The sequence below is a fragment of the Xanthomonas chitinilytica genome (genome assembly GCF_026107455.2).
Taxonomy (GTDB): Bacteria; Pseudomonadota; Gammaproteobacteria; order Xanthomonadales; family Xanthomonadaceae; genus Stenotrophomonas; species Stenotrophomonas chitinilytica.
This window is the reverse complement of record NZ_JAPCHY010000002.1, coordinates 18,273-31,292: the sequence shown is the minus strand read 5'-3', so window position 1 is coordinate 31,292 and position 13,020 is coordinate 18,273. Positions and strand designations below refer to the sequence as shown.

The following is a 13,020-nucleotide window of genomic DNA, read 5'->3' as shown; positions in this document are numbered from 1 at the left end:
AGTTCCTGAAAGAGGACGACAGGATAGCCGTTCGGCGGGGGAGCGGCCCAGTCGGATAAAATGGGCGCCTTGCGGGAATAGACCGCGTCCCCATATCCACCGTCATGTACTCCCGCAGCAGCGAACCCGTCCACTTCGAACGCGATTGCGACGCCGTCATGGTGCCGCAGGGCGATTCCGTCACGTTGCCTGCCGGCAGCTACGGCTACGTCACCCAGGCGCTGGGCGGCAGCTATACCGTGTTCGTCGAGGGCAACCTGTTCCGCATCGCCGGCAAGGATGGCGACGCCATCGGCAAGGAACCGCCGCCGGGCCTGGAACTGCCGGAAGGAGCCGGCGACGAGGACGTGGAGAAGCTGGTGTGGCAGCAGCTGCGCACCTGCTTCGATCCGGAGATTCCGTTCAACATCGTCGATCTGGGGTTGATCTACGAGGTCGACATCAAGCACCTGGACGACGCCCGCCGCGAGGTGGACGTACGGATGACGCTGACCGCCCCCGGCTGCGGCATGGGCGAGATCCTGGTCGACGACGTGCGCAGCAAGCTGGAAATGATTCCGACGGTGGCCCAGGCCGACGTCGAGCTGGTGTTCGACCCGCCGTGGGGGCGTCACATGATGTCCGAAGCGGCCCGGCTCGAAACTGGCATGCTGTAACGCCCGCCAGGGCGTCCCAATCCCGCAATCTGGAAGGAAATATCCGGTGTCCCAGTCTTCCCTGAGCTTTGCCGTCACCCGTTCGGACCACCCGCGCAGCGCTGCCGAGCGTGCCAAGATCCTGGAGAAGCCGGGCTTCGGCCTGCACTTCAGCGACCACATGGTGGCCGTGCGCTGGGACAAGGACAGCGGCTGGCACGACGCCGAAGTGCGGCCGTACGGCCCGCTGCAGCTGGACCCGGCCGCCGCGGTGCTGCACTACGGCCAGGAGATCTTCGAGGGCATCAAGGCCTACCGCCACGCCGACGGCTCGATCTGGACCTTCCGCCCCGATGCCAACGGCCGCCGCCTGCAGCGCTCGGCGCAGCGCCTGGCGCTGCCGGAACTGCCGGTGGACGTGTTCGTCGAGTCGCTGCGCCAGCTGATCGCCGTCGATGCCGACTGGGTGCCCTCGGCCGAGGAGTCCAGCCTGTACTTCCGCCCGTTCATGATCGGCGACGAGGCCTTCCTCGGCGTGCGCGGCGCGCACAAGGCCGGCTACTACGTGATCGCCAGCCCGGCCGGCCCGTACTTCGCCAAGGGCGTGGCACCGGTGGCGATCTGGCTGTCCACCGATTACGCGCGTGCGGCCAAGGGCGGCACCGGTGCGGCCAAGTGCGGCGGCAACTACGCCGCCTCGCTGCTGCCGCAGCAGAAGGCGCAGGCGCAGGGCTGCTCGCAGGTGCTGTTCCTCGACCCGGTCGAAGGCAAGTACCTGGAAGAGCTGGGCGGCATGAACGTGTTCCTGGTCTACAAGGACGGCACCCTGGTGACGCCGGAACTGTCCGGCAGCATCCTGGAAGGCATCACCCGCGAGAGCATCCTGCAGCTGGCGCGCGACCGCGGCATGAAGGTGGTCGAGCGCAAGGTGTCCATCGACGAATGGAAGGACGGCGTGGCCTCGGGCGAGATCGCCGAGGTGTTCGCCTGCGGCACCGCTGCGGTCATCACCCCGATCGGCCAGCTCAAGGGCGAAGGCTTCTCGGTGGGCGACCTCGACGCCCCGGCCGGCGAGGTGACCCTGTCGCTGCGCAAGGAACTGACCGACATCCAGTATGGCCGCCTGCCCGACCGCCACGGCTGGCTGGTGCGCCTGGACGGCTGATCCGCGCCGCCATCGCCGTGCGTTTCCCAGCGGCCCGCCAGGTCTTCCCGGCGGGCCGCTTGCGTTACAGGCGTCACCGCGGGCAGGTCGGGAATGGGGTCTTCTTCACCCGTCGTTGACATCGTCGGTCACAGATCGGGAACTTGCCGGGACAAATGTCTGTCCTGTGGATTGTCCCGACGCGACAAAGCCACTAGCGTCGCTGAACGGACGGTAACAGGGGACCGGTCCGGGCCTCCACCCGATTCAGACCACCCGCTGTGCGCAATCTGCTGATCGGGGCGGAGTCATCGCCGCAGTTGCGGCATTCTCATCGCAGAAAAGGAAATCCGATGTCTCTTGAATCGCAACGTCGCTTGCGTCCGCGTGCATTGGCCGTTCTCGGAGTCTCTACCCTCTCGCTGCTGCTGGCCGTTCCGGCCTTCGCCGGCGAAGCGCATCTGGACGGCCTGGCCTCCGCCCCGACGCACCAGCGCTTCATCGTCAAGTATCGCGACGGCAGCCAGGCGGTCACCGCCACGGCCCAGGCCAGTTCGCTGAAAGCGGCTGCCGCCGCGCTGCCCGCCCGTTCCGGCCGCGCGCTGGGCGTACAGAAGCTGCGCGAGCTGGCGCTCGGCCCGTCGGTGATCCAGACCGACCGCGCGCTCGACCAGGCCGAGGCCGCGCAGCTGATGCGGCAACTGGCCGCCGACCCGAACGTGGAATACGTCGAGGTCGACCAGATCATGCGCCCGACGCTGAACCCCAACGACCCGCGCCTGTCCGAGCAGTGGGGCTTCGGCACCACCAATGCCGGCATCAACGTGCGGCCGGCCTGGGACAAGGCCACCGGCACCGGCGTGGTGGTCGCGGTGATCGACACCGGCATCACCAACCATCCTGACCTCAACGCCAACATCCTGCCCGGCTACGACTTCATCAGCGATGCGGCGATGGCCCGCGACGGCAACGGCCGCGACAACAACCCCGCCGACGAAGGCGACTGGTACGGCGCCAACGAGTGCGGCGTCGGCTACCCGGCTTCCGGCTCCAGCTGGCATGGCACCCACGTCGCCGGCACGGTGGCGGCGGTGACCAACAACGCCACCGGCGTGGCCGGCACCGCGTTCAACGCCAAGATCGTGCCGGTGCGCGTGCTCGGCAAGTGCGGCGGCTACACCTCCGACATCGCCGACGCCATCGTCTGGGCCTCCGGCGGCACGGTCAGCGGCGTGCCGGCCAACGCCAACCCGGCCGAGGTCATCAACATGTCGCTGGGCGGCAGCGGCAGCTGTTCGTCCACCTACCAGAACGCGATCAACGGCGCGGTCTCGCGCGGCACCACCGTGGTGGTGGCGGCCGGCAACAGCAACGCCAACGTGTCCACCGCGGTGCCGGCCAACTGCGCCAACGTGATCGCGGTGGCGGCCACGACCTCGGCCGGCGCCCGCGCCAGCTTCTCCAACTACGGTGCCGGCATCGACATCTCGGCGCCGGGCCAGGCCATCCTGTCCACCCTCAACACCGGCACCACGGTTCCGGCCAGCCCCAGCTACGCGTCCTACAACGGCACCTCGATGGCGGCGCCGCACGTGGCCGGCGTGGTCGCGCTGATGCAGTCGGCCGCCAGCACGCCGCTGTCGCCGGCGACGGTGGAGAGCATCATCAAGAGCACTGCCCGGCCGTTGCCGGGGGCCTGCTCGGGCGGATGCGGGGCGGGCATCGTCGACGCCGACGCCGCGGTGGTCGCGGCCCAGGGCGGCGGTGGCGGCGATCCGGGCCCGGGTACCGGCGAGCTGCAGAACAACGTGCCGGTCACCGGCCTGTCGGCCGCTACCGGTGCGTCGCTGAACTACACCTTCCAGGTGCCGGCCGGTGCCAGCCAGCTGGTGGTGCAGATCTCCGGCGGCAGCGGCGATGCCGACCTGTACGTGCGCCACGGCAGCGCGCCGACCGACACGGTCTACAACTGCCGGCCGTACCAGTCGGGCAACAACGAGACCTGCACGATCAACGCGCCGGCCTCGGGCACCTGGCACATCCGGGTCAAGGCCTACAGCGCGTTCTCCGGCGTGAGCCTGGTGGCGAACCAGACCGGGGGCAGCGGCGGCGGCAACGAGCTGCAGAACAACGTGCCGGTCACCGGCCTGTCGGGAGCCGCCGGCGCGTCGCTGAACTACACGTTCCCGGTGCCGGCCGGCACCAGCCAGCTGGTGGTGCAGATGTCCGGCGGCAGCGGCGATGCCGACCTGTACGTGCGCCATGGCAGCGCGCCGACCGATACCGCCTACAACTGCCGGCCGTACCTGAACGGCAACAACGAGACCTGCACGATCAACGCGCCGGCCTCGGGTACCTGGCACATCCGGGTCAAGGGCTACACCGCCTTCTCCGGGGTGAGCCTGCGCGCCAGTCGCTGACGTGTCGGGCCGTGCGCGGCGCCGAGGCGCTGCGCCAACGGTCGATTGCATGAAGCAGGGACCCCGGCCTCGCGCCGGGGTCCCTTTCCGTATCCGGAGGGGGCGTCGGTGCCCTCTGCCGCGACTGACGTCGCTCCTGCCAACGGCAGGGGGTGTGTAGGAGCGACGTCAGTCGCGACAGGAGCAGCGACGAGACGGCCCGGACTCAGGCCGCCTCGAAGCGGTTGGCGGCCACGTTCTTGCGGACCTTGGCCGGGTCCCAGATGCGGCCGTTCATGGCGATGTAGACGCCTTCGGGCAGCGACTGCACCGCACCGATGGCGCAGCCGATGTTGAACTCGGCGTCCGAGCCGCGGAAACGCGCCGGGCTGAGCGCGCCGGTCATCACGATGGTCTTGCCGGGAATGGCGCTGAGCACCTGACCGGTCTGCACCATCGAGTCGGTGCCGTGGGTGACCAGCACGTGCCGGGTGGGCTGCGCGGCGATGGTGGCGCGGATCAGCTCGCGGTCCTCGTCGGTGATGTGCAGCGAATCCTTGCGCAGGATCGGGATCACGTTGAAGCGGAAGGTCACGCCCAGTTCGCGCAGGATCATGCCGATCTGCGGATCGCCGATCTGGTAGTCCGACTTGTCGTCGAAGTAGATCTTGTCGATCGTGCCGCCGGTGGTGACGATCAGAAGCTCGTCCATCTGTCTTTACCTGGAAGTCGTGGGCCGTCGCGCGCCGGGCGCGCAAGGCGGGGCGACATGATAAGCCGTGCGTCCATCCGGCTACAGGCGCGCCGCAGGTAGCGCTGGGATAGGGGGCGGTCTACAGGGAGAACGGCGTAGTCGGCCCGATGGCCTGCGGCGTGCCCGGGCAGCGGCTGGAGAAGCGCTCGGCCCCGTCGCGGAAGAACCGGAAGTCTTCTTCCGAATCGACCTCGAAAACCGCCTGGACGCGGGAGTCCGACAGCCGGGCGACGATGCCGCGGGCCTGCGGCCATTCGTCGAAGGCCTGGCGATGGTCCAGGCAGGCCGGACGCCGGCAGAACGCCTGCTCCATGGACTTGTCCATCAGGGTGGGGCGTCGTCGATGTCCCGCAGGAGCTGCCCGATGGCCGTCATGCCGGCGCATGTCCCATGCCGCTTCCCGCAGCGAAGTCAGGCGCGGCGCCGCCCGAAGCGCGCGCGGATTCCCGGCCCGCTGGCCAGGGCCACGACCAGCAGCGACAGCACGATTTCCGCCCAGGCCAGCAATGCGGTTTCGCGATGGGCCCAGGCGCTCATCACGCCATGGCTGAACCAGAACAGCGCCAGCACGCCGGACCAGAACGGCGCCTGCCGCCAGCCCAGGCGCAGGGCGATGGCCAGCAGCAGCGGCGGTGCGGTGAACACCAGTTGCGTCGCCAGCCAGTGCTTGTCGTGCAGGAACCAGTAGCCATACAGCGCCGCCAGCGCGATCAGCGCCAGCAGCAGGGTCGTATGCCGCGTCGGCGGCCGGTTCATCGTGCCAGCCTTTGCGCGATGTCGGCCACGCGCCGGCCCAGCGCACGCGCCAGCAGCGCCTCGTCGTCGCTGGGCTGGGGATCGTCCTGCGCGCCGGCGACATGGCTGGCGCCGTACGGCGTGCCGCCGCCGGTGGTGTGGCTCAGCGCCGGTTCGGTGAAGGGGATGCCGACGATCAGGCAGCCGTGGTGCAGCAGCGGCAGCTGCATCGACAGCAGGGTGGATTCCTGGCCGCCGTGCATCGAGGCGGTGGAGGTGAACACCGCCGCGGGCTTGCCGGCGAGGGTGCCGTTGACCCACTCGGCGCCGAGGCCGTCGAGGAAGTGCTTGACCGGCGCGGCCATGTTGCCGAAGCGGGTGGGGCTGCCCAGGATCAGGCCGTCGCATTCGGCCAGGTCGGAAATCTCCACGTACGGGGCGCCGTCCTCCGGCACCGGCGGCGCGCTGGTCTGGGTGACCGCGGCCACCGGCGGCACCGTGCGCAGGCGCGCGCCCATGCCGGGCACCTCGCCGATGCCGCGGGCGATCTGCCGCGCCAGCCGCGCCACCGAGCCGCCGCGGCTGTAGTACAGCACCAGGATTTCCGCCATCGTCTCTTCAACTCGCCTTGCAGGAAGGCCACCAGTATCGGCGATGCCCGGGTCGCCGCGCATCGGGTAATCTTGACCGATGCAACCGCTGGATACGCTCAATCTATGGATGGAGCGCGCGCGAGACCGGGCGCGCGCGGCCAGTTTCGGCCGCTTCCTGTGGCGCCGCTTCCTCGACGACCGGCTGTTCCAGGCGGCCGGCTCGCTGGCCTACACCACCGTGTTCGCGCTGGTGCCGCTGGCGATCGTGGTGTTCGGCGTGCTGTCGGCGTTCCCGGTGTTCGAGCGCTGGAGCGAGGCGCTCAGCAACTACGTCTTCGCCAACTTCGTGCCCAGCGCCGCGCGCGCGGCCGAAGGCTACCTGCGCCAGTTCTCGGCCAGCGTCGGCCAGCTCACCGCCGCCGGCTTCATCGCCCTGGTGGTGTCGCTGCTGATCACCCTCCACAGCGTCGAGCAGACCTTCAACCGCATCTGGCGGGTGGCCTCGGCGCGGCCGCAGTTCACCCGCTTCCTGGTCTACTGGACGGTGCTGACGCTGGGCGCGATGCTGGCCGCCGCATCGCTGGCGGTGTCGGCCAAGGTGCTGGCGCTGCCGCTGTTCGGCACCACCGAAGGGCGCTGGCTGGCCGACCTGGGACTGCGGCTGGCGCCGATCACCATCGAGTTCCTGTGCATCATGCTGGCCTACCGGGTGGTGCCGCACCACACGGTGAAGTGGCGCCATGCCGTGCCCGGCGCGCTGCTGGCGGCGCTGATGCTGGAACTGGTGAAGTGGGGCATGGGCCTGTACCTGGGCAGCTTCCAGTCCTACCAGAAGCTGTACGGCACGGTGGCGTTCGTGCCGATCCTGCTGCTGTGGATCTACCTGGGCTGGGTGTCGGTGCTGCTCGGCGCCTCGCTGTCCTCCTCCATTGCCGCGTTCCGCTACCAGCCCGCCGCGATGCGGCTGCCGCAGGGGGGCGAGTTCTATGGCCTGCTGCGGCTGCTGGGACGCTTCCGCGAGGCGCGCGCGCAGGGCAGGGGGCTGGGCGAGGAGGAGATCCTGGAACTGGAGCCGCTGCTGACCGATTCGCTGCTGCAGGAGCTGTTGTGCGCGCTGGAGCGCATCAACCTGGTCCGCCGCGACGAGGGCGGGCAATGGTTGCTGGCGCGCGACCTGGACAAGGTGACGCTGCAGGAGCTGTACGAGAATTCGCAGTTGCGCATCCCGGTGGCCGAGACCTACCTGCCGGTGCGCGACGACAGCCTGGGCCGCGCCGCCTGCCAGGCATTGGACGAACTGCGCATGCCGCTGCGCGAGTTGCTGAAGCGGCGCGTGAGCGACATCTACGAGACTTCCGGAGACCCACCATGACCTGCAGAATCCTGCTGGCTGCCGCCACCGCACTGCTGCTGGCCGCCTGCCAGCCGTCCGCTCCCGCGCCGCAGGACCCGGCACCGGCATCCGAGCCCGGCACGCAGGCCCCGGCGACGCCGGCCGAGCCGGCCACCGTGGTGCAGCAGACCGCCGAGGTCCCGACCCTGCGGTTGGCCACCGTCGACGGCGGCCACTACGACCTGGCGGCCCATCGCGGGCAGTGGGTGGTGGTGAACTTCTGGGCCACCTGGTGCGCGCCGTGCCTGAAGGAGATGCCGGAGCTGTCGGCACTGCATGCCATGCGCGGCAACATCGAGGTGGTGGGGCTGGCCTACGAGGACATCGAGCCGGACGACATGCGCGCGTTCCTGGAAAAGCACCCGGTCGCCTACCCCATCGCCATCGTCGACACCTACGATCCGCCCAAGGATTTCGCCACCCCGCGCGGCCTGCCGATGACCTACCTGATCGCCCCGGACGGCAAGGTGGCCAAGCAGTTCCTCGGGCCGGTGACCGCGCGTGATATCGAGGACGCCATCGCCGTGGCCGGCGGCCCCCGGGCCGGTTGATGGCCGCGGTGCGTTTCCGGGTGGCGGGGCGGGTGCAGGGCGTGTACTTCCGCGCCGCCACCCGCGAACGGGCGCAGGCGCTGGGGTTGTCCGGCAGCGCGGTCAACCTGGCCGACGGCCGGGTCGAAGTGATCGCCAGCGGCGATCCGGCGGCGATCGCGGCACTGGCGCAATGGCTGCGGCACGGCCCGCCGGCGGCGCGGGTGGATGCGCTGGAGCAGGCCGACTGGCCGCAGCCGGTAGCCGGGGGATTCGTCGTCGGTTGAGCGGCGCGCCGGGATGGTTCCCGGAACCTCGGCGGCACGGTAGGCTGCGGCGGCGGAGCCGGGATCGTCCGAAGGGGATCGGGGCCGGCCGCATTGCCAGGGACTGCCACAGGGGAACCACCGATGTCCGCATCCGCGTCGGCGCCGGAGCGCGCCGCTACCGTTTCGCCCGCCTCGCTGCTCGCCGGACTCGCGGCCGCTTCGGTGCCGCGACCGCCGGTCAAGCCGCTGTACCAGCTCAGCCTGGCGCTGGTCACGCTGTTCTGCGTGCTGGTGCCGTTGCTGTACTTCGCGCTCATCGGCGCCGTCGGCTGGTCGCTGTTCCACTACTACACCGAGGTGGTGACGCAGTTGCAGACCCGGCGCGGCATCGCCCTGCTGCTGGCCTGGGGCGTGCCCGGCTTCATCGGCGGCGTGGTGATCGCGTTCATGCTCAAGCCGCTGTTCGCGCCGCGGCCCAAGGTGCCGCCGCCGGTGGAACTGGACCCGCGCAAGGAGCGCGAGTTCGTCGCCGGCGTGCATGCGCTGTGCGCGGCCATCGGCGTGCGCCCGCCGAGCGCCATCCTGGTGGGCAGCGACGTCAACGCCTGGGTGCAGTTCGAGGACGGCTGGCGCGGCTGGCTGGGCGGGCAACGGCGGCTGAGCATCGGCCTGCCGCTGGTGGCCGGGATGAGCGCGCGGCAACTGGTGGGCGTGCTGGCGCACGAGTTCGGCCACTTCGCGCAGGGCACCGGCATGCGCTGCGCCTGGCTGATCAACAGCGTCAACCGCTGGCTGGAATCGCGCGCCTACCACCCCGACGAATGGGACGAGCGGCTGCAGCGCTGGCGCGCCGAGTCCGGCGATCTCTACACCCTGCTCATCACCGGGCTGGCCAGCCTGTGCCTGTGGCTGATCCGGCTGCTGATGCGCGGGTTGTTCCAGCTCAGCTTCCGCGCCAGCCGCCGGCTGTCGCAGGAAATGGAGTTCGACGCCGACCGCTACGAGGCGCTGGTGGCCGGCAGCGACTGCTTCCGCACCACCGCACTGCAGCTGCGCGCGCTGGCCCGCGCGTTCCGCGAGGCCGACGACCGCAACGCGCTGGCCTGGCGCGAGGGCAAGCTGGCCGCGGACCTGCCGGCGGCGGTGCATGCGCGCCTGCAGGCGCTGGACCAGGGCACCTGGCGCGCGCTGGCCGACGAACTGGAATACGACGCCGAGACCCGCTACTGGGATTCGCATCCGGCCGACCATGCGCGCATCGCCAACGCCGAATCGCTGGGCGCCGGGGGACTGTTCCTGGACGAACGGCCGGCGGCGGCGCTGTTCGCCGATTTCGCGGCGCTGTCGCGGCAGGTGACCGAACGCTACTACCGCGACATGGGCCTGGACTACTCGCCGCAGCAGCTGGTCGCCGCCGACCACGTGCTGGACCTGCATCGGCTCTCGCCGGCGGCCGAGGCGGCATGGAAACGCTACGGCAACGGCCTGGTCGGCGAGCTGCCGATGCTGGATCCGGCCGATGCCGGGCGCGCGCCGTGGCAGGCGCTGGGCTGGCAGGAATGCGTGGACCAGCTGCGGCAGTGTTCGCCGGACGTGGCGCTGGCCTGGCCGCGGCTGCAGCAGCGCGCCGCGCGCCGTCGCGAACTGGCGCTGTGGGTGGCGCTGCTCGACCACGACATCGGCTTCCGCCTGCCCTCGGGCGCGCAGCCCGACGGCATCGCCCTGCGTACCGAGTACGGGCAGGCCAGCGCCGAAGACAGCCCCGACCTGCGTACCGTCGGCAAGGCGCTGGGCCTGTTCGCGCGGCGCCTGGCACATGCCGTCGAAGCGTTGCCGGATGATGTGCGCCCGGTGGCGCAGCAACGGCTGCAGTTGCTGCAGGCGCTGCACGGACTGGGCGCGCGGCAGTGCGAACTGGCCGACCAGCGCGAGGTCGTCGCCTCGCTGGCGCGCAATGCCGACGGCGAGGGCGCGATCCTGGACGCGGCGCTCGAACGGGCGCGGCGCCACCGCGAGGCGATGGCGCGCTGGCTGGAGCAGGCCGCACGGGTGCCGCTGCCGGAAACCGACGGGACATTGGCGCAGCTGTTGCTGGAGCGCTGCCCGCGGCTGTCGCAGGCCGGGGACGACGACATCGCCTACGCACTGGCGCTGTCGCCGCTGGAGGACGCGCTGCTGCACCTGTACCGGACGCAGCTGGCCGAACTGTTCGTGCAGGCCGACGCGGTCGAGCGCGGAGCCGGCATCCGGCCGATCCGCCTGTGGCAGCCGGCGGCCGAGCCGGCCTGACCCGGCATCTGTGCGAATCGCGACCGACGTCGCTCCTGCAACAGCCGGGGAATCTTGCAGGAGCGACGTCAGTCGCGAGCTTTCCGGGCAGCGGCAGGATACCCGGGGCATCCGCTTCCCCCGGATCGAAAAGGAAACCGGAACGCAGACCGGACCCCGACCGGTTCAGGGCAGCGGATAGTCGCCGATCGGTTTCAGCCGCCCGTACTTTTCCTTGTGCAGCTTGCCCGGCAGCGGCGGCAGCTCCAGCAACGCCTCGTCGATCTGGGTATCGGGCAGGCGGTCGAGCAGGTCGCGGATCAGGGTCAGGCGGCCGCGGCGCTGGTCGTTGAAGTCCACCAGCGTCCAGGGAGCGTGCCGCGTATGCGTGGCACGCAGCATCGCCTCGCGGCTCTCGGTGTACAGCGCGTATTGCTGGCGCGATTGCAGGTCCACCGGCGACAGCTTCCAGCCTTTGAGCGGGTTGTCGCGGCGCTCGGCGAAGCGCTTTTCCTGCTGCGCCTGGTCCACGCACAGCCAATACTTGAACAACGTGATGCCGTCGTCCACCAGCAGCTTCTCGAACACCGGCGCCTGCTGCAGGAAGCTGTGGTACTGCGCGTCGGTGCAGTAGCCCATCACCTTCTCCACGCCGGCGCGGTTGTACCAGCTGCGATCCATCAGCAGCATCTCGCCGGCGGCCGGAAGGTGCGGCACATAGCGCTGGAAATACCATTGGGTGGCTTCGCGGTCGGTCGGCTTGGGCAGCGCCAGGATCCTGCACTGGCGCGGATTGAGGTGCTCGGCGATGGCCTGGATCGCCCCGCCCTTGCCGGCGGTGTCGCGGCCCTCGAACAGCACCACCACGCGGTTGCCGGTCTGCTGCAACCAGCGCGCCAGCGTCACCAGTTCCAGTTGCAGTGCCTTCAGCGCCCTAGCGTAGTCCTTTTTCCTGAGCTCGCCCATGTCGTGCTCCTTGAGGTGTATGGCTACTGTCGCGCGTCGTGGCGGTGGCGGCAATGGCGCGGTGCGGGCGCCGGCGCCCGGCAAGGAGGATGATGTCTCTGCCTTCCGTTTTCATGTAGTTTGACGGCCGCGCGGGGCGTGGTGCCCGGCAACGGATCAGGGAGCGGTGTCATGGGTCTTGTTCAGGCAGCAAAGGGTGCGATCAGCGGTGCGCTTGCCGACCAGTGGAAGGACTTTCTCACGGTGCCGGACGGCCTGCCGGCGACGGCGGCGCTGTTCGCCGCGGTGCCGCGCGGCAGCAATGCCGGGCGCGGTTCCAACACGCAGGGCTCGTCGAACATCATCAGCAACGGCTCGAAGATCGTCGTCCCCGAAGGCTACGGGCTGCTGCTGTTCCAGGACGGCGCGATCACCGGTTTCGCCGCCGAGCCGGGCGCCTACGAGTGGCGCTCGGACGATCCCAATTCGGCCTCGATCTTCGCCGGCGACGGCCTGGTCGATGCGCTGATCAAGCAGAGTTGGCAGCGCTTCAAGTTCGGCGGCCAGCCCGGTTCGCAGCAGGCCGCGTTCTTCGTCTCGCTGAAGGAGCTGCCCGACAACCGCTTCGGCACCCAGTCGGAAATCTACTGGGACGACGCCTTCCTCAACACCCAGGTCGGCGCGGTGACGCGCGGCTCCTATACGCTGAAGATCGTCGATCCGATCCTGTTCGTGAAGAACTTCGTGCCTGCCGCGTATCTCCAGCCCGGCAAGGTGTTCGACTTCACCGACCTAGACAACGCGGCGGCCAGCCAACTCTTCAATGAGGTGGTCGGTTCGCTGGCGCCGGCGTTCAGCCTGTACACCAACGATCCGGGCAAGGGCAACCGCATCAGCCGCATCCAGCAGGATTCGCTGGGCTTTGCCCAGAGCCTGTCCGATGCGGTGGAGCGCGGCTACCAATGGAAGTCCGAGCGCGGCCTGGCCATCGTCAAGACCGCCATCGTCTCCATCGAATACGACGCCAACACCCGCGAGCTGCTCAAGAACGTGCAGCGCGCCGATGCGCTGTCCGGCGCGCGCGGCAATTCCAACCTGCAGGCCAGCGTCGCGCAGGGCATCCAGTCGGCGGGCGAGAACGGCGGCGCGGCGGGCATGATGGGCATCGGCATGGCGTCCGGCATGATGGGCGGCATCGGCGGCCTGCAGCAGCCGGTGGCACCGGCCGCGCCGGCGGCCGACGACCCGGTGGCCAGGCTGCAGAAGGCCAAGCAGATGCTCGACCTCGGCCTGATCACCCAGGCCGACTACGACGCGCTCAAGGCCAAGGCGCTGGGTCTGTAAGCGACCGGTTG

General features: G+C 69.8%; 13 protein-coding genes. 8 read left to right on the top strand and 5 right to left on the bottom strand.

The annotated features are described in order from the left end of the window. The first annotated feature begins 104 nt into the window (after positions 1-104). From sufT to OK345_RS02255, 3 genes are all read left to right on the top strand, one after another. Positions 105-656 carry a putative Fe-S cluster assembly protein SufT gene (sufT, locus tag OK345_RS02265; RefSeq protein ID WP_265126287.1) on the top strand — a complete coding sequence of 184 codons (552 nt, stop codon included), beginning with the start codon at positions 105-107 and terminating at the stop codon, positions 654-656. Between the two features lie 46 nt (positions 657-702). Further along, positions 703-1,800, top strand: coding sequence for a branched-chain amino acid aminotransferase (locus OK345_RS02260; protein ID WP_265126286.1), 1,098 nt, complete (start codon positions 703-705; stop codon positions 1,798-1,800). Between the two features lie 332 nt (positions 1,801-2,132). Continuing rightward, positions 2,133-4,199, top strand: a complete 2,067-nt coding sequence (locus OK345_RS02255; protein ID WP_265126285.1) for a S8 family peptidase — start codon at positions 2,133-2,135, stop codon at positions 4,197-4,199. 205 nt (positions 4,200-4,404) lie between these two features. Here the strand turns inward: OK345_RS02255 and OK345_RS02250 are convergent, their stop codons facing one another. From OK345_RS02250 to wrbA, 4 genes are all read right to left on the bottom strand, one after another. Continuing rightward, entirely contained in the window at positions 4,405-4,890 is a 486-nt protein-coding gene (locus OK345_RS02250) for an asparaginase domain-containing protein (RefSeq protein ID WP_265126284.1), read from the bottom strand. Between the two features lie 121 nt (positions 4,891-5,011). Next, entirely contained in the window at positions 5,012-5,257 is a 246-nt protein-coding gene (locus tag OK345_RS02245) for a hypothetical protein (protein WP_265126283.1), read from the bottom strand. Positions 5,258-5,343: 86 nt separating this feature from the next. Beyond that, complete coding sequence (locus OK345_RS02240; protein WP_265126282.1) at positions 5,344-5,688, bottom strand: DUF2069 domain-containing protein; 345 nt, start codon at positions 5,686-5,688, stop codon at positions 5,344-5,346. Beyond that, positions 5,685-6,278 carry an NAD(P)H:quinone oxidoreductase gene (gene wrbA, locus OK345_RS02235; protein ID WP_265126281.1) on the bottom strand — a complete coding sequence of 198 codons (594 nt, stop codon included), beginning with the start codon at positions 6,276-6,278 and terminating at the stop codon, positions 5,685-5,687. The genes OK345_RS02240 and wrbA overlap by 4 nt, the downstream gene beginning before the upstream one ends. A 79-nt stretch (positions 6,279-6,357) precedes the next feature. Here wrbA and OK345_RS02230 point away from each other — a divergent pair, with 79 nt between their 5' ends. The 4 genes from OK345_RS02230 to OK345_RS02215 all read left to right on the top strand — a co-directional run bounded on the left by OK345_RS02230 (position 6,358) and on the right by OK345_RS02215 (position 10,741). Continuing rightward, positions 6,358-7,632, top strand: coding sequence for a YihY family inner membrane protein (locus OK345_RS02230; RefSeq protein ID WP_265126280.1), 1,275 nt, complete (start codon positions 6,358-6,360; stop codon positions 7,630-7,632). Further along, positions 7,629-8,204, top strand: coding sequence for a TlpA family protein disulfide reductase (locus tag OK345_RS02225; protein ID WP_265126279.1), 576 nt, complete (start codon positions 7,629-7,631; stop codon positions 8,202-8,204). The genes OK345_RS02230 and OK345_RS02225 overlap by 4 nt, the downstream gene beginning before the upstream one ends. Further along, entirely contained in the window at positions 8,204-8,470 is a 267-nt protein-coding gene (locus OK345_RS02220) for an acylphosphatase (RefSeq protein WP_265126278.1), read from the top strand. Before OK345_RS02225 ends, OK345_RS02220 begins: the two co-directional genes overlap by 1 nt. Positions 8,471-8,593: 123 nt before the next feature. Further along, positions 8,594-10,741: a M48 family metallopeptidase gene (locus tag OK345_RS02215; protein ID WP_265126277.1), complete on the top strand. Its 2,148-nt coding sequence runs from the start codon at positions 8,594-8,596 to the stop codon at positions 10,739-10,741. A 165-nt stretch (positions 10,742-10,906) separates the two neighbouring features. On the opposite strand, the gene ppk2 is transcribed toward OK345_RS02215, so the two are convergent. Continuing rightward, positions 10,907-11,686 carry a polyphosphate kinase 2 gene (gene ppk2, locus OK345_RS02210; RefSeq protein WP_265126276.1) on the bottom strand — a complete coding sequence of 260 codons (780 nt, stop codon included), beginning with the start codon at positions 11,684-11,686 and terminating at the stop codon, positions 10,907-10,909. A 171-nt stretch (positions 11,687-11,857) separates the two neighbouring features. Here ppk2 and OK345_RS02205 point away from each other — a divergent pair, with 171 nt between their 5' ends. Further along, positions 11,858-13,009, top strand: coding sequence for an SPFH domain-containing protein (locus OK345_RS02205; protein WP_265126275.1), 1,152 nt, complete (start codon positions 11,858-11,860; stop codon positions 13,007-13,009). Positions 13,010-13,020: the final 11 nt, after the last annotated feature.